The organism is uncultured Actinobacillus sp., assembly GCF_945915845.1.
Lineage (GTDB): Bacteria > Pseudomonadota > Gammaproteobacteria > Enterobacterales > Pasteurellaceae > Exercitatus.
The window spans coordinates 85394-101661 of the sequence record NZ_CAMEFX010000001.1 but is presented as its reverse complement, the minus strand read 5'-3'; the positions used below and the strand labels follow the sequence as shown (position 1 = coordinate 101661).

General features: G+C 40.9%; 14 protein-coding genes. 10 read left to right on the top strand and 4 right to left on the bottom strand.

What is annotated here, in order from left to right:
* The first annotated feature begins 3 nt into the window (after positions 1-3).
* From rnpA to yidC, 3 genes are read left to right on the top strand one after another with little or no spacing between them, the layout of a single operon-like run.
* Complete coding sequence (gene rnpA / locus Q0O89_RS00475) at positions 4-369, top strand: ribonuclease P protein component (RefSeq protein ID WP_293729469.1); 366 nt, start codon at positions 4-6, stop codon at positions 367-369.
* A complete protein-coding gene (yidD, locus tag Q0O89_RS00470) occupies positions 333-596 on the top strand; it encodes a membrane protein insertion efficiency factor YidD (protein WP_135710004.1) in 264 nt (87 codons plus the stop codon). Before rnpA ends, yidD begins: the two co-directional genes overlap by 37 nt.
* Positions 593-2209 carry a membrane protein insertase YidC gene (gene yidC / locus Q0O89_RS00465; RefSeq protein WP_293729463.1) on the top strand — a complete coding sequence of 539 codons (1617 nt, stop codon included), beginning with the start codon at positions 593-595 and terminating at the stop codon, positions 2207-2209. The genes yidD and yidC overlap by 4 nt, the downstream gene beginning before the upstream one ends.
* A 45-nt stretch (positions 2210-2254) precedes the next feature.
* On the opposite strand, the gene Q0O89_RS00460 is transcribed toward yidC, so the two are convergent.
* Positions 2255-2677: a hypothetical protein gene (locus Q0O89_RS00460; RefSeq protein ID WP_293729461.1), complete on the bottom strand. Its 423-nt coding sequence runs from the start codon at positions 2675-2677 to the stop codon at positions 2255-2257.
* 167 nt (positions 2678-2844) lie between these two features.
* Here Q0O89_RS00460 and mnmE point away from each other — a divergent pair, with 167 nt between their 5' ends.
* Positions 2845-4215 carry a tRNA uridine-5-carboxymethylaminomethyl(34) synthesis GTPase MnmE gene (mnmE, locus tag Q0O89_RS00455; protein WP_293729459.1) on the top strand — a complete coding sequence of 457 codons (1371 nt, stop codon included), beginning with the start codon at positions 2845-2847 and terminating at the stop codon, positions 4213-4215.
* Between the two features lie 39 nt (positions 4216-4254).
* Here the strand turns inward: mnmE and murJ are convergent, their stop codons facing one another.
* Entirely contained in the window at positions 4255-5826 is a 1572-nt protein-coding gene (gene murJ / locus Q0O89_RS00450; protein ID WP_293729457.1) for a murein biosynthesis integral membrane protein MurJ, read from the bottom strand.
* 218 nt (positions 5827-6044) lie between these two features.
* On the opposite strand from murJ, the gene rpsT reads away from it, so the two are divergent.
* Positions 6045-6308, top strand: a complete 264-nt coding sequence (gene rpsT / locus Q0O89_RS00445) for a 30S ribosomal protein S20 (protein ID WP_273395312.1) — start codon at positions 6045-6047, stop codon at positions 6306-6308.
* Between the two features lie 70 nt (positions 6309-6378).
* Here the strand turns inward: rpsT and Q0O89_RS00440 are convergent, their stop codons facing one another.
* On the bottom strand, positions 6379-7044 hold the full coding sequence (locus Q0O89_RS00440; RefSeq protein ID WP_293729450.1) for a YtjB family periplasmic protein: 666 nt from the start codon (positions 7042-7044) through the stop codon (positions 6379-6381).
* A gap of 65 nt (positions 7045-7109) precedes the next feature.
* On the opposite strand from Q0O89_RS00440, the gene serB reads away from it, so the two are divergent.
* On the top strand, positions 7110-8063 hold the full coding sequence (serB, locus tag Q0O89_RS00435; RefSeq protein WP_293729449.1) for a phosphoserine phosphatase: 954 nt from the start codon (positions 7110-7112) through the stop codon (positions 8061-8063).
* Position 8064: 1 nt separating this feature from the next.
* Positions 8065-8556: a YajQ family cyclic di-GMP-binding protein gene (locus Q0O89_RS00430; RefSeq protein ID WP_293729447.1), complete on the top strand. Its 492-nt coding sequence runs from the start codon at positions 8065-8067 to the stop codon at positions 8554-8556.
* Positions 8557-8664: 108 nt separating this feature from the next.
* Here the strand turns inward: Q0O89_RS00430 and pnuC are convergent, their stop codons facing one another.
* A complete protein-coding gene (pnuC, locus tag Q0O89_RS00425; protein ID WP_293729445.1) occupies positions 8665-9345 on the bottom strand; it encodes a nicotinamide riboside transporter PnuC in 681 nt (226 codons plus the stop codon).
* 187 nt (positions 9346-9532) lie between these two features.
* Here pnuC and rapA point away from each other — a divergent pair, with 187 nt between their 5' ends.
* The 3 genes from rapA (at position 9533) to Q0O89_RS00410 (ending at position 16219) form a co-directional block, all read left to right on the top strand.
* Positions 9533-12433 carry an RNA polymerase-associated protein RapA gene (gene rapA, locus Q0O89_RS00420; RefSeq protein ID WP_293729443.1) on the top strand — a complete coding sequence of 967 codons (2901 nt, stop codon included), beginning with the start codon at positions 9533-9535 and terminating at the stop codon, positions 12431-12433.
* Between the two features lie 101 nt (positions 12434-12534).
* The gene (locus Q0O89_RS00415) at positions 12535-13500 is read left to right on the top strand and encodes a TAXI family TRAP transporter solute-binding subunit (RefSeq protein ID WP_293729441.1); all 966 of its coding nucleotides are present in this window, start codon (positions 12535-12537) and stop codon (positions 13498-13500) included.
* Between the two features lie 85 nt (positions 13501-13585).
* Positions 13586-16219 carry a TRAP transporter permease gene (locus Q0O89_RS00410; protein WP_293729439.1) on the top strand — a complete coding sequence of 878 codons (2634 nt, stop codon included), beginning with the start codon at positions 13586-13588 and terminating at the stop codon, positions 16217-16219.
* The last annotated feature ends 49 nt before the right edge of the window (positions 16220-16268 follow it).

The window sequence follows — 16268 nt, the reverse complement described above, 5'->3', positions numbered from 1 at the left end:
AACGTGATTAAGCAAGACTTAACTTTTCATCGGGGGCTACGTTTGTTAGCCCCTGAGCATTTCAGATACGTCTTCCAAGACCCGGCGCGTGCTAGCACGCCTGAAGTCACGATTCTCGCTCGCCCTAATTCCCTCGATAATCCTCGCTTAGGATTAACTGTTGCCAAAAAACATGTAAAACGTGCTCATGAACGTAATCGTATTAAACGTTTATGTCGTGAAAGTTTTCGTTTATTGCAACATGAATTACCTCACTATGATTTTGTGATTGTGGCAAAAGCAGGGATTGGTAAGTTAGACAATCAAACTTTCAGCCAAACGCTTAGCAAACTATGGCAACGTCACATTCGCTTGGCGAAAAAATCTTAATTAAGATTATTCGCGGCTACCAAATTTTCATCAGTCCAATGATGGCACCACGCTGTCGCTTTGTTCCAACTTGCTCTTGTTATGGATTAGAAGCCATAAAAACGCATGGCGCGTTAAAAGGTAGTTGGCTTACGCTTAAACGTGTATTAAAATGTCACCCTTTACATCAGGGTGGATACGATCCTGTACCGCCAAAAAACAATAACCATAAAGAGAACAACCAATGAATTCAAATCGTGGCTTATTAGCACTCGCTTTACTTTTCATCTCGTTCCTTGTTTATCAACAATGGGAAATGGATAAAGCACCAAAACCTGTCGTTGCACAAACAAGTGTTGCTCAATCAACAACTGATACGCCAACAAGCGCAACAGGCGCGTCAAACGCTGTTGATAGCCAAGCCCAAGGGCGTATCATCACTGTCTCAAATGATGTTTTCCAATTAAAAATCGACACCCTTGGTGGTGATGTTGTAGAAAGCGATTTATTGGCTTACGCAAAAGAGTTAAACGGTGAAGAGCGTTTTGCTTTACTAGAAAATAAAGACGGAAAAACCTATGTGGCACAAAGTGGCTTAGTGGGTAAAAACGGTATTGATACGGCAGCAGGTCGTGCTCAATATCGTGTTGAAGGCGATGAATTTAAATTAGCCGATGGTCAAGATGAATTACGCGTACCTTTAACCTTAGAAAAAGACGGTGTCATCTTCAACAAAGTCTTTGTACTGAAACGTGGTTCTTATGATGTTGCGGTTAACTATGAAATTCAAAATAACAGTGCAGCAGCGATTGAAGTGCAGCCTTACGGTCAATTAAAACATACTTTAGTGGAAAGTTCAGGCAGTATGGCAATGCCAACCTATACGGGTGGTGCTTATTCTTCATCAGAAACAAACTATAAAAAATATAGCTTTGATGAAATGAAAAGTAGCAACCTGTCTATCAACACCAAAGCAGGTTGGGTAGCCGTATTACAACATTATTTCGTTTCGGCGTGGATTCCAAATCAAGATGCGGATAACCAACTTTATACCACAACGAACAATGGTATGGGCTTTATCGGTTATCGCGGTCCGGTTACAGCGATTCAAGCAGGCGAAACTAAAACGATCAATAGCTCATTATGGACCGGACCTAAATTACAAGAGCAAATGGGCGAAGTGGCAAACCACTTAGATTTAACTGTTGACTACGGTTGGGCGTGGTTTATTGCGAAACCATTATTTAAATTGTTAACTCTTATTCAAAGCCTTGTTGGCAACTGGGGCTTAGCGATTATCGGTGTCACCTTAGTGGTTAAAGCCATTCTTTACCCATTAACTAAAGCACAATACACGTCTATGGCGAAAATGCGTATGCTGCAGCCAAAATTGCAAGAAATGCGTGAACGTTTTGGCGATGATCGTCAACGTATGAGCCAAGAAATGATGAAACTTTATAAAGAAGAAAAAGTGAATCCATTAGGTGGTTGCTTACCGTTATTAATTCAAATGCCAATTTTCATCGCATTATATTGGACATTTATGGAAGCGGTCGAATTACGTCATGCCCCATTCTTTGGTTGGATCCAAGACTTATCTGCGCAAGATCCTTACTACATTCTGCCATTATTAATGGGTGGTTCAATGTTCTTGTTGCAAAAAATGTCGCCAACCCCTGTGGCTGATCCAGTGCAACAAAAAGTCATGAACTTTATGCCAGTGATCTTTACCGTATTCTTCTTATGGTTCCCTGCAGGTCTTGTATTGTACTGGTTAGTATCAAACTTAATTACCATTATCCAACAACAATTAATCTATCGTGGATTAGAGAAAAAAGGCTTGCATAGCCGTAAGAAATAAAATTAAATAAAAAGAAAAGGCATCGTGATGATGCCTTTTTGCTTTTTATTTTTGATTAACGATTTGATTTACATCGTCAACAAATTTTTTTCCATTATAAATGTGGCTATAGTAATTTGAAATTCCGTTAGGTTTTCTCAAGTAATAAACCTCGTATGAATTGCTAATCCAACTAATGAATCCTGTGGTGTAATTAGCCCCATTGATATCTCGCCAATGTAAGCCGTTAGTTTTCTTCTCCCAAGGGAAAATACCACTGCTACACCATATGCCATCTTCATCAATAATTAGCTTAAATGCTCTTAATCTCAATATGGCTATTATTGAATATACCGTAAGAATTAGTATTAATAGCCACCATTGATGTGCCGCTGATACAATAACAACATAAGTCCCGAAAAGAGTAAGCAGTAATATAATTACTGGAAGAATGTAAGGGAACCACGATTTTCGATAAGTTTTTTGCATAAATTACTCCTTGTTATTTTTAACCCTATTATTCAAAAAAAAAAATGGCTCTTGTCAATAAGCAAATAAAAATTTATATGTAATGCTATGCTATAATTCCGCACAAATTTTTCACCGCACTTTTATCACTTCGTAGGCTAAAGTGTGGTCAATTTTAGGATTATTTTATGACAGATTTTCAAAAAGACACCATTGTCGCGCAAGCAACGCCAATTGGACGTGGTGGTGTAGGCATTTTGCGCGTGTCAGGACCTTTAGCCACAGAAGTGGCAAAAGCCGTTGTGGGAAAAGAATTAAAACCGCGTTTAGCCAATTATTTGCCTTTTCAAGACATTGACGGCACAACACTCGATCAAGGTATTGCTTTATTCTTTAAAGCGCCAAATTCTTTTACTGGCGAAGATGTGCTTGAACTGCAAGGTCACGGCGGTCAGGTGGTGTTGGATTTATTATTGAAACGCATTTTGCAAGTGAAAGGTGTGCGTTTAGCCAAACCTGGTGAATTTTCTGAACAGGCTTTTTTAAACGATAAACTGGATTTAGCCCAAGCAGAGGCGATTGCGGATTTAATTGATGCCAGTTCTGAACAAGCGGCACGTTCAGCCTTAAAATCCTTACAAGGTGAATTTTCCAATAAAGTCAATCAGTTAGTTGACCAAGTGATTTACTTGCGCACCTATGTGGAGGCCGCAATTGATTTTCCTGATGAAGAGATTGATTTCTTGGCGGACGGAAAAATTGAAGGGCATTTGACAGATATTATGACGCAACTCGACCACGTACGTCGCGAGGCGCGTCAAGGTTCAATTTTACGCGAAGGAATGAAAGTTGTAATTGCGGGTCGTCCAAATGCAGGGAAATCCAGCTTACTGAATGCGCTTGCAGGGCGAGAAGCGGCGATTGTGACGGATATTGCCGGAACAACCCGAGATGTGCTGCGAGAGCATATTCATATTGACGGTATGCCGTTGCATATTATTGATACGGCAGGGTTGCGTGATGCTACGGATGAGGTTGAGCGCATTGGGATTACGCGTGCTTGGAATGAAATTGAGCAAGCGGATCGTGTGTTATTGATGTTAGACACTAGCGATCCTGATAGTCTCGATCTTGAAAAAGTGCGGTCAGAATTTTTGGCAAAATTGCCAGCGAATTTGCCCGTGACCATTATTCGCAACAAAACGGATTTAAGTGGTGAAGGGGAAAGCATTCAGGAAGAAAATGGCTACACTATTATCCGTTTGTCGGCACAAACTCAACAAGGCGTAGATTTTTTACGTGAACATCTGAAGCAGTCGATGGGCTACCAAACCGGGACAGAAGGAGGCTTTTTAGCACGCCGCCGTCATTTGGAAGCGTTGGAAAAAGCTGCTGAGCATTTGCAGACAGGCCATATTCAATTAACGCAATTTTATGCCGGGGAATTATTAGCGGAAGAATTGCGCTTAGTACAAAGCCATTTGAGCGAAATTACAGGGCAATTTACTTCCGATGATTTGCTCGGTAATATTTTCAGTTCATTTTGTATTGGAAAATAATCAAGAAAAATCCCACGTTAAGCCGTGGGATTTTGTCTTTTATTTTCTTGCTAATAAATGTTCTTTGCGAATACCTAAAACTACTAAGGAACCTAAATAACTTATCGCGGCAATGGCAATTAACCAGGCTAACCAATGAACACGTTTTAAGAATGTCATGTTATTCCAAGTTTCTAAACTTGGGCAAAAATACCAAACTAAGCCTCCCATCAAACAGGCCGCAATGAGAACTTTCACAAAAAACACCGCACTTTGGCGACTGAAATGGTAGACATCTGTTTTCGCTAAACCACGATACAGTAAGAATGCATTCAATGTTGCGGACATTGCTGAGGCCATTGCCAGTCCAACATAGCTAAACCAAAATGCCAAAATATTAAAGCCCATGTTGCTTACCATAGCAATAATCCCGATTTTTACAGGGGTTTTCGTATCTTGGCGAGCGTAATAACCGTTGGCCAAAATTTTGATGAGCATAAAGCTGAGCAAGCCAGCATTAAATGCCCAAAGGGAAAGTGCGGCAGCTTGTACATCCGTTAAACGGAATTCACCGCGCATAAATAAAGTCAGTAACATGGGTTTGGCAAGTACGGCAATTCCCATCATTGCCGGTACGCCAAGCAATAAAATCATTCTCACCCCCCAATCCATCGTACGGCGGAAATCTTCTGCGCTTTGAGGATTATCGGTTTTGTTCACGTGTTGGCGTGCAAGAGTGGGCAAAATCACCGTTGAAATTGCAATGCCGAATAACCCCAAAGGAAATTCTAGTAAACGGTCGGAATAATAAAGCCAGCTGATTGATCCTGTCATTAAAAAGGATGCAATAAAGGTGTCGAGCAAGAGGTTGATTTGACTGACGGAAACACCAAATAAGGCAGGTATCATGAGTGTACGAATTTTTTTTACGCCTTCATCATGCCACGCCCATTTCGGTTTAACCAACAATCCTGCTTTTTTTAAAAAAGGAATTTGGAATAAGAATTGTAATAACCCACCGACAAAAATACCTATGGCTAAAGCTAAATCAGGGTTATCCAGTTGTGGTGCAAGCAAAAGTGCGGTGGCAATCATAGCAATATTGAGCAATACAGGGGAAAAAGACATCACACCAAATTTTCCCAAGGTATTTAATATTGCACCGGATAAGGCAACAAATGTGATAAACCACAAATAAGGGAACGTAATTTTGAGTAGCAATGAGGCTTGTTCAAACTTATGTGCATTTTCACCATCATGCAGCCAGTCCATAAACCACCCTGTACCAAAAATTGCTGCGACAACAGGGGAACCGATCATTGCCAGCAATGTAACAATAGTGACTAACCCTCCTAAGGTTCCCGAAACTTTCCCGATAAACTCACGAGTTTTATTGATGTCACCTGATTTTTGGTATTCCGCTAAAACAGGTACGAAAGCTTGAGAAAACGCCCCTTCTGCAAATAAACGCCGTAGAAAGTTAGGAATGCGGTTAGCAAATAAAAAAACGTCTGCTGCCGCACCAGCACCAATAATGTTGGCGATAACTACGTCACGGACTAAACCCAGTACGCGAGAAAGTAAGGTCATTGTACTGACAATAATGCCTGATTTTAGAAGTCGTTTACTCAAAATTAAGATCCATTAGTAAAAAATTGCGTTAATTTTATAGAAATTTCATATTTGCGCTATATTCTAACGAAAAAAACTGCTAAAATCTCGCCCACATCGTTGATCTCGTCGCGAATGGCTTAATGCGGCACCTTAAAACGGTGGTAACATTCGGTTGTGTCTCACCGAAAATCAACATATTTATCAATTAGTTAACTAAAAATTTTAGGAGTTTGACCTTGGCTAATATCAAGTCAGCAAAAAAACGTGCGGTTCAATCTGAAAAACGCCGTCAACACAACGCAAGTCAACGCTCAATGATGCGTACTTACATCAAAAAAGTTTATGCAGCAGTCGCAGCAGGCGAAAAAGCAGCCGCTGAAGCCGCATTCGTAGAAATGCAAAAAGTCGTGGATCGTATGGCATCTAAAGGCTTAATTCACGCCAATAAAGCTGCAAACCATAAATCTAAATTATCTGCGCAAATCAAAAAATTAGCATAATTTAGCTTCTAATATTGAAGATAAACCGCACATCAAAGTGCGGTTTTTTTATGGCAATAATTGGGTGGGATTATAGACGTCTGCGGCGGCGATGATAGCTCAATGCATTACTACCAAGGCGTTTTCGAGTTATTTTAATGGGCGTATCTTGTCTCCGATGCGCGCGGCGGTAGTGACTAAGGAAGTAATGAACTGAACTGGCTAAGAGAATTCCCACTAAGAAAATGACAATAAATTCACCGTAAAGCTGTTTAAATAATTGGCTTGTTTTACTTTGTGTCGTTTGCCCATATTGACTATTAAATGTAATGCGTAGAAATCCTTCTACCCCATTTTTGGAGTAAATAGGCTCAACAATTTGTTGGTGCCGTGCTGCCGTATTGTCATCCAACCCTAATTGCGCTCTAAGACTTTGGCTTCCATGGCTTTGGGCGATTAATTCGCCGTTCCCATTATATAAAGCGGCATCAATCACAAAACTTTCTTGTGCAAGATTATCTAAGGTTTCCGTGAGTTTTTCAGTTTTGGCATTATTCAATAAGAGCATTGCCAATAAATTCGTTTGCTGTCGAACTAATAAATGTGACAAATTAGCTACTTGGTTAAGGCTCGCTAGCTGTGAACCAATATGAAATTGCTTTACGCCAAATAAAATGACCCCAAGCGCGGCGAGACATAACACAATAATCGTGGCAAACAGCGCGGATTTCTTGATTTTTTCATGCGGAATTTGCAAGTTCTTTTCCTAACTTAATGAGAATGATGTATGATTGTAGCATTATTTTTATAAAAGGATCATCTATGCATAGTATTCTTCAACAATATCCTCAATTTCCCACCGCACTTTTACCTGATCAACCTGTTATGGCAACAAAAGGCTATTCTATTCTTTTTGGCGTTGCGTTAAATGCAGAGAAATTAGCTGATTTCCAAACAAAGTGCGGTCAAAATTTTGAAATTTTAGCTTGTTGGCAAGCGATAAATAATGTGGTTGTGTTATTTAATGGGGCTTTTTCTAAGGAATACATTGCTATTGCTCATGATTTACAATTAGATGCTGCCGTGATTGATTTTAATGCATGTCTAAACCAAGCCGGCTTACTTGTGATGGATATGGATAGTACAGCGATTAAAATTGAATGTATTGATGAAATTGCAAAATTAGCGGGGACTGGGGAAGAAGTTTCAGCGATTACCGCGGCAGCCATGCGTGGCGAATTAGATTTTGAACAGAGTTTACGCTGCCGTGTGGGGACATTAAAAGGTTCGCCAGAAAGCATTTTAGCACAAGTTCGAGAAAACCTTCCTTTAATGGAAGGATTGCAGGATACCTTGGCTGAATTGAAAAAATATGGTTGGAAAACTGCCATTGCTTCGGGTGGGTTCACTTATTTTGCGGATTATTTGAAAGAAACCTTAGGTTTAGATGCGGCAGTTTCAAACCAATTTGAAATTATCGATGGAACGCTAACAGGTAATGTGAAAGGGGATATTGTACACGCTCAATATAAAGCTGAGACATTAAAACGCTTGGCGCAGGAGTTTGCTATTCCGTTGGAAAATACCGTTGCCATTGGCGATGGTGCCAATGATTTAGCGATGATGGCGGTGGCGGATCTGGGAGCGGCTTTTCACGCGAAACCAAAAGTACAACAACAGGCAAAAGTTGTGGTAAACTTTGCCGACTTAACGGGCTTGATTTGTTTATTAAGTGCCAATGATCGAGTTCAACAAATTAAAAATAAGGAGAAATAACATGCCGTCTTTTGATATTGTTTCAGAATTAACGATGCACGAAGTGCGTAATGCGGTAGAAAATGCAAACCGCGTATTAAGCTCACGTTATGATTTCCGTGGTGTAGAAGCGGTGATTGAGCTGAATGAAAAAAACGAAAGCATTAAAATTACCTCAGAATCAGATTTCCAATTAGAGCAACTTTATGAAATTTTGTTAGGCTCTTGCATTAAACGTGGTATTGAAAGTACGTCTTTAGATGTGCCGGCAGAAAGTGAGCATCACGGTAAATTGTATTCAAAAGAGATTAAATTGAAACAAGGTATCGAAACTGATATGGCGAAGAAAATCACTAAATTGATTAAAGACAGCAAATTGAAAGTACAAACCCAAATTCAAGGGGAGCAAGTTCGCGTAACAGGAAAATCGCGAGATGATTTACAAGCCGCAATTCAATTAGTTAAAGGTGCGGATTTAGGTCAACCGTTCCAATTTGAAAACTTCCGTGATTAGTTAGAATATACATAAAGGAAAACAGGCATGATAGTGAGTTATTATGCCTGTTTTTTTGGGGCATAGTAGCCAAAATATTTTGCTCCTAGAATAGGTTATGTTATCACCCTAAACGGTTTTCCTCGCTAACTTCGTCCAGTTGTAATAGCCATAAACAGAATTCAGTAAATAAGCCCCATACATTAAATACATTGCCGGGGTTTCAGCCCAAAGCCAAATAGAAAGAATGTTGATAACAATCCATAAAATCCATTGTTCGCTATAACGTAAAATCATGAGAAGTTGTGCGGCAACGACAAGAACTGTTGTTACCCCATCTAAACTGATGGATTGCCCATCGGTGGTTTTCAAAATACTGATAAAAGCAAGAGAGCCGATTACAGCGGCGCTGATTAAGGAGAGCCAACCTTTTGCATTAAGAAATTTCGCAGTGACCACTTCCACTTTATCTTGGCTTTGCATATTTTGTTTCCAAAGAAAATAGCCAATAAATTGCGCAGGAATGTACACATAAAGTGTCGTAGTCATTTCACCGTAGAACTTATTGTCTAAGGCAACATAAAAATAGGTGTATGCAAAAATTAAGCCAAATAAGTAGTTACTAATTTTGCCTTTACCCACAAAGACCACACATAAAATCCCGGCAATCCCTGAAATCATTGCCAATAAAGAATCCGGTGCTTGAATATAAGCGAAGATTTGTGCCGCTAAAAAGAGAAATAGCCAAGCTAATTCAAAGGGTTTCCAACCGCCTAAAAATTCGTCTTTGAGTTTGTTTACAAGAGTCATAGTACATCCTTCTATAAAAAATTTGTTTGATTTTTACACCGCACTTTTATCAAGTCAAGGATAAATTACATTTAAGCTGAAAAATGTGATTTAGATCTCAAATTTGTAAAATATTTGATACATAGCATTATTGTCAATAAATCGGTAGAATAGCGCGCTTTTGAGTTTAGATGGGAGAGAAGATTAAGTGGAATATGCAGTTGGACAACGTTGGATTAGTCATAGTGAAAATGAATTAGGTTTGGGGATTATCACCGAGGTTAATACGCGCGTGGTACAAATTTATTTCCCCGCCGCCGATGAAACACGGATGTATTCAATGAGCGAAGCATCATTAACTCGCGTGCTGTTTTCAGTGCAAGATACGGTAACGCATGTTGAAGGCTGGAAAGCGCAAGTGGTTGACAAAATGATGAATAATTTAACCGCACTTTATTTGGTTAAACGTTTGGATAATGGCGAAGAGTGCGTGATGAAAGAAATTGAGCTTGCCCATCAAATTACCTTCAGCAAGCCACAAGATCGTTTGTTTACCGCTCAAATTGATCGTAGCGATCGCTTTGCGCTGCGTTATCGTGCTTTACAACATCAACAGGCACAATTTCAATCGCCGTTACGTGGGTTGCGCGGTATTCGAGCGGGGCTTATTCCGCACCAATTGCATATTGCTAACGAAGCCGGTCGCCGTATTCATCCGCGCGTTTTGTTGGCGGATGAAGTGGGGCTCGGAAAAACCATTGAAGCGGGTATGATTTTACAACAGCAAATTTTTGCCGGGCGTGTGAATCGTGTATTGATAATTGTACCGGAAACCCTACAACATCAATGGTTAGTAGAAATGCTACGCCGTTTTAATTTGCACTTCTCGCTTTTTGATGAAGAACGTGCAGCCGATTTTGCACCAACGGAAGACAGCGAGGAACGCAATCCTTTTGAAAGCGAAAACCTGATTATTTGTTCTCTCAATTGGTTAGTAACACACCCCTCTCGAGCCAAACAAGCCTTAGCCGCTCAATTTGATATGTTGATTGTGGATGAAGCCCATCATTTGGCTTGGTCGCCTGAAGAGAGCAGTCCTGAATATGTGTTAGTTGAAAGCTTAAGTAAACAAATTCCATCCGTATTATTGTTGACAGCCACCCCTGAACAACTAGGGCAAGAGAGCCATTTTGCTCGTTTAAAATTATTGGATAGGGATCGTTTTTATGATTATGATGCCTTTTTAGCGGAGCAAAAAAATTATCAACCTGTTGCCAATGCGGTACAAACCTTACTATCCGGCAAAGCATTAAGTGCGGTGGAAAAAAATGCGATTTCTGATTTGTTGGAAGAGCAAGATGTTGAGCCGTTACTGAAAGTGTTGGATAGTGCCAATGAAGAGGAGAAAACAGCCGTTCGCCAAGAGTTGATTGCCAACCTCATTGACCGACACGGCACGAGTCGTTTGTTGTTCAGAAATACGCGTCAAGGGGTAAAAGGGTTTCCTCATCGTGTTTATCATCAGGTCAATGTTGCCTTGCCGAAGCAATACCAAAATGCGATTAATGTGTTGACCATGTTGGGGGAGCTGAAAACACAAGATCTTTTTTATCCCGAACAAATTTTCCAACAACTCAATCCAGAGGCGAAATGGTGGGAATTTGATCCACGCGTGGAATGGTTAGTGAATTTCTTAAAAATGCATCGCCAAGAAAAAGTGTTGGTGATTTGCCGTTATGCGACCACAGCCATTCAGTTAGAACAGGCATTACGTGAAAAAGAAGGTATTCGTGCGGCGGTATTCCACGAAAATATGTCCATTATTGAACGAGATCGTGCGGCGGCTTATTTTGCGGACACAGAACAAGGTGCGCAGGTATTATTAAGTTCAAGCATTGGCTCAGAAGGGCGTAATTTCCAATTTGCCGCGAATTTGGTGCTGTTTAATTTGCCCGATAATCCTGATTTATTAGAACAATGTATCGGGCGTTTAGATCGTATTGGGCAAGCGCGAGATATTCAAATCCATGTACCAAGTTTTAGCCAAACGGCACAAGCAGTGTTGGCGGATTGGTATCACCAAGGACTAAACGCTTTTGAAGAAACTTGCCCGATGGGTATGGCGGTTTTTGAAAAGTGCGGTGAAAAATTACAAGAATTTCTTCAAAAACCGACCGCACTTGAGGATTTTGATCTTTTTGTCAAAGAAACGGCGAAGCAACGAAATCAGCTTAAAGCCGAGCTTGAAAAAGGGCGAGATCGTTTATTGGAATTAAATTCCAATGGTGGTGAAGCCGCACAAGCGTTGGCAAATGCTATTGCTGATGAAGATGGTCATACAGAATTAGTGGATTTCACCCTGAATTTATTTGATATTATTGGGGTAGAACAGGATGATTTAGGCGAAAAATCCATTGTGATTACGCCAACAGGAACCATGTTAGTGCCTGATTTTCCCGGGTTAAAAGAAGAGGGCGTGACGGTGACCTTTGATCGTTCCCTTGCACTGGCACGCGAAGACGTAGAATTTTTGACTTGGGATCATCCAATGTTAAACAATGGGATGGACTTGGTGTTATCGAGCGATATTGGCAAAACCGCTGCTTGTATGCTGATTAACAAAAATCTTCCTGCAAGGACATTATTGCTTGAGTTGATTTATGTGGTGGAAACTCAATCACCAAAAGAATTACAACTCAACCGTTTCTTACCCCCAACCCCGGTGCGTTTATTGTTGGATGTTAAAGGCAACAATTTAGCGGAAAAAGTGGCATTCAATGTATTGGAAAAACAGCTTAAACCCATGGGCAAAGCCTTGGCGACACAAATTGTGAAAAAAGTGCGGTTAAATATTGAAGCACTATTGAAACAAGGAGAAAGTCATATCGCCGAACAGGCAGGTGAGATTATTGCGCAAGCCAAACAGCAAGCGAGTCAAGTATTAGATAATGAGCTGGCACGTTTGAATGCGCTAAAAAGTGTGAATAAAAATATCCGTCAGGACGAAATTGAAACATTAGAACATATCGCGCAACAATCTCAGCTTGAGTTAGATAAAGCAAATTGGCGTTTAGATAGTTTGCGCGTGTTGGTCACGAATAATGCTTAATACTTGCAAACGTTTGCATAATCTTGTATATGTAAAGCACTCGACTTTAAATCGAGTACACAACATAAACCAATATGCACTATGCGCAAGGAGAAAAGACCATGAGAAAAATGCTTAAACTTTCAGTGATTGCAGGCGTGGCGTTAGGCGCGTTCACGGCACAAGCAGCAGAAGATAAATTTATTACCATTGGAACAGGCGGTCAAACCGGGGTGTATTATGTGGTTGGGCAGTCCATTTGCCAATTGGTTAATCGTGATACCGCCAAAACGCACGTTAAATGTAACGCACCTTCAACGGGGGCTTCGGTGGCGAATTTAAATGCGATTGCTGCCAAAGAACAAGATATGGGGATTGCGCAGTCTGATTGGCAATATCATGCTTATAATGGTTCCAGCTTATTTGAAAATAAGAAAAATGACAAAATTCGCGCAGTGTTCTCTTTACATCCGGAACCATTTACTGTGATGGCGCGCGATGATTCAGGCGTTAATTCTTTTGATGATTTGAAAGGTAAGCGTGTGAATGTGGGCGATCCCGGTTCAGGTACACGTGCGACAATGAATGTGATTTTAGCTGCGAAGAAATGGACAGACAAAGATTTCAAAGTCGCTTCGGAATTAAAACCGGCGGAAATGGCATCGGTGATGTGTGATAACAACTTAGATGCGATTACCTATAATGTAGGACACCCAAACGGCGCACTTAAAGAAGCTGCTGCTTCTTGTAATGCGCATTTAGTGCCTGTGACAGGTCCTGAAATTGATAAATTAGTGGCTGATCACAGTTATTATGCGAAAGCCACTATTCCGGCCGGTTTATATAAAGGATCTGATAAACCGGTGGAAACCTTTGGTGTTTATGCCACTCTGGTCACTTCAGCGGATGTAGAGGCGGATAAAGTCTATGCGGTGGTTAAAGCGGTGTTCGATAATTTTGATCGTTTTAAACGTTTGCATCCTGCTTTTGCAAATTTGAAAGAAGAAGAAATGATCAAAAATGCACTCTCAGCCCCATTACATGAAGGCGCAGTTCGTTATTATAAAGAACGCGGTTGGATTAAATAAACACCGTTAAATTTCACCGCACTTTTAAGGTAACATCCTTAAAGTGCGGTGGTTTTGTTTGTTATTTGAATAACTCGGGGGGCTTATGTCAGCACAATCAAAAACTCTGGATTATGACGATCTGCAAGATATGGTGGCATCCAATGATGCGGGTGGACGAACACCAACGGGATTTGCCAAAAAGCTCATTGTCATCACGGCAATTTTGTGGTCGGTTTTCCAACTTTATTACACATCTCCACTGTCTTTTTGGTTGCAAGAAGTATTAACGCGTGCCAATATCGATCTTAATGTGGTGGTGGATGATACCAAAGCGCGGTCAATTCACTTAGCTTTTGCTCTATTTTTAGCCTATCTCTCTTTTCCTGCTTTTGCTTTCTCGCCTAAACATCGTATTCCTTTACAAGATTGGATTTTTGCAATTTTAGGTGCCTTTCTTGGTGCGTATTATTTGTTTTTTTATGAAGGATTAGTGACGCGATTTGGCGCACCAAATTTACAGGATATTATTGCAGGTTGTGCAGGTATTTTGCTTTTACTGGAAGCTACACGCCGAAGTTTAGGCTTGCCTTTGGTTATTATTGCCCTTGTGTTTTTGCTCTATAATTATTTTGGTCAATTCTTACCGACAGATTGGATTATCAGCCATCGTTCAGGTTCTTTAGCACAAATTGTCAACCAACAATGGATCACCACAGAAGGGGTATTTGGCGTGGCTTTAGGCGTTTCTACAAAATACGTTTTCCTTTTTGTGTTGTTTGGCGCATTGCTGGATAAAGCCGGTGCAGGTAACTATTTCATTAAAACGGCCTTTGCGTATTTAGGACATTTAAAAGGCGGCCCGGGCAAAGCGGCAGTGGTGTCTTCTGCATTAACCGGCTTGGTTTCAGGATCCTCTATTGCTAATGTGGTAACCACAGGGACATTCACTATTCCTATGATGAAACGTGTGGGGTTAAGCCCTGAAAAAGCCGGCGCGATTGAAGTTGCCTCTTCAGTGAATGGGCAAATTATGCCACCGGTTATGGGGGCGGCGGCATTTTTGATGATTGAATATGTCAATATGCCTTACAGTCAATTAATCACTCACGCCTTTCTACCCGCGTTTATTTCGTACATTGCTTTAGTTTATATCGTTCATCTGGAAGCCTGCAAAATGGGGCTGAAAGGATTGCCACGTACCGATCCGGCCAATCCGATTTTGGTGACATTAATGCGCGCTTTAGCCACTTTTTTGGCAATTTGTTTGCTGTATTTTGCCTTAAAATTGAGTTTAGGTTGGATTAAAACCGTTGCGCCAAATGAAGCTTTTATTATCGTATTGGCGTTATTAAGTGCGGTTTATTTGCTTTTAATTCGTCGCGTTGCGGCATTTCCCGATCTTGAACCTGATGATCCCGACCAAGAAATCGCCACGTTACCTTCGGTGAAACCCACCGTAAATGCAGGGTTACATTATTTATTGCCTGTTGTGGTATTAATGTGGTGTTTGATGATTGAACGTATGTCACCCGGGCTTTCCGCCTTTTGGGGAACCCTTGTGCTGGGCGCAATTTTAATTACGCAACGTCCTTTATTAAGTTTTTTCCGCGGCGAATCTAGCGCGAAATTCCCCCTCGCCAAACAAGGTCTGCAAGAACTCGTAGAAGGCTTAGAAACCGGTGCGCGTAATATGATTGGGATCGGTATTGCGACGGCAACTGCAGGGATTATTGTCGGTTCAGTATCTTTAACCGGTTTTGGTGTTCAACTTGCCGGCATTATAGAAATGCTTTCTATGGGCAATATTTTATTAATGCTTATTTTAGTGGCGATTTTCAGCCTTATTCTGGGGATGGGATTGCCAACTACCGCAAACTACATCGTCGTTTCTTCGTTAATGGCATTAGTGATCATTGAGGTGGGTAAACAAAACGGGTTAATTGTTCCTCTTATTGCCGTGCATTTATTTGTATTTTACTTCGGTATTATGGCGGATGTGACACCGCCTGTCGGATTAGCGTCTTTTGCCGCTGCGGCGATTTCAGGGGGAAGTCCGATTCGTACAGGTGTTGATGCGTTCTATTACAGTTTAAGAACCGCTATTTTACCGTTCTTATTCATTTTCAATACAGATTTATTGCTGATTGATGTAGGGTGGGCAAAAGGGATATTGGTTTTAATTACCGCGATTATCGGCATCTTTGCCTTTACAGCAGCAACCATGGGCTGGTTCTTTGCGAAAAATAAATGGTGGGAAAGTGCGGTGCTTATTTTAGCGGCTTTCTTATTGTTTCGACCGGGCTTTGTGATGGATCGAATTTCGCCAACAGCTTATAACATAGAGCCTGTTCATTTGGCTCAAGAAATTGCTCACACCCCGGTTGGACAGAAGTTAATGCTTAAAGTGGCAGGTATCAACCCTTATGGCAAACCTGTCGAGTTTTATTCTCAACTTGAGGTGCCGGAGGGGGAAAGCGGCGAAGCACGCCTAAATGCCCTTGGCTTAACTTTATTGGAGACAGGTGACAACATTGAAGTTAACGGCAAGGAAACGGCCAAAATTATTATTGATAACGTTGAATTAGATTCACCTGCTGCCAAAGCAGGGTTAAACTGGGATCAAACTTTATTGGATGTGTCTTTACCAAAAGTATCTTTACCCAAAGAGTTAATGTTTATCCCGGCCGTATTAATGATTTTTGGCATAGCATGGAATCAGCGTCGTCGGAATAAATAATAGGTCAAGTTAGGCGGCGTCTCTTCCTAGCTTGATAAAACGGAGTTTA

What these genes read in the sequence shown, in the direction of transcription:
- yidD (WP_135710004.1), top strand. Translation starts at nt 333, where the DNA reads ATGGCAACGTCACATTCGCTTGGCGAAAAAATCTTAATTAAGATTATT.
- yidC (WP_293729463.1), top strand. Translation starts at nt 593, where the DNA reads ATGAATTCAAATCGTGGCTTATTAGCACTCGCTTTACTTTTCATCTCG.
- Q0O89_RS00460 (WP_293729461.1), bottom strand. Translation starts at nt 2,677, where the DNA reads ATGCAAAAAACTTATCGAAAATCGTGGTTCCCTTACATTCTTCCAGTA.
- mnmE (WP_293729459.1), top strand. Translation starts at nt 2,845, where the DNA reads ATGACAGATTTTCAAAAAGACACCATTGTCGCGCAAGCAACGCCAATT.
- serB (WP_293729449.1), top strand. Translation starts at nt 7,110, where the DNA reads ATGCATAGTATTCTTCAACAATATCCTCAATTTCCCACCGCACTTTTA.
- Q0O89_RS00430 (WP_293729447.1), top strand. Translation starts at nt 8,065, where the DNA reads ATGCCGTCTTTTGATATTGTTTCAGAATTAACGATGCACGAAGTGCGT.
- pnuC (WP_293729445.1), bottom strand. Translation starts at nt 9,345, where the DNA reads ATGACTCTTGTAAACAAACTCAAAGACGAATTTTTAGGCGGTTGGAAA.
- Q0O89_RS00415 (WP_293729441.1), top strand. Translation starts at nt 12,535, where the DNA reads ATGAGAAAAATGCTTAAACTTTCAGTGATTGCAGGCGTGGCGTTAGGC.
- Q0O89_RS00410 (WP_293729439.1), top strand. Translation starts at nt 13,586, where the DNA reads ATGTCAGCACAATCAAAAACTCTGGATTATGACGATCTGCAAGATATG.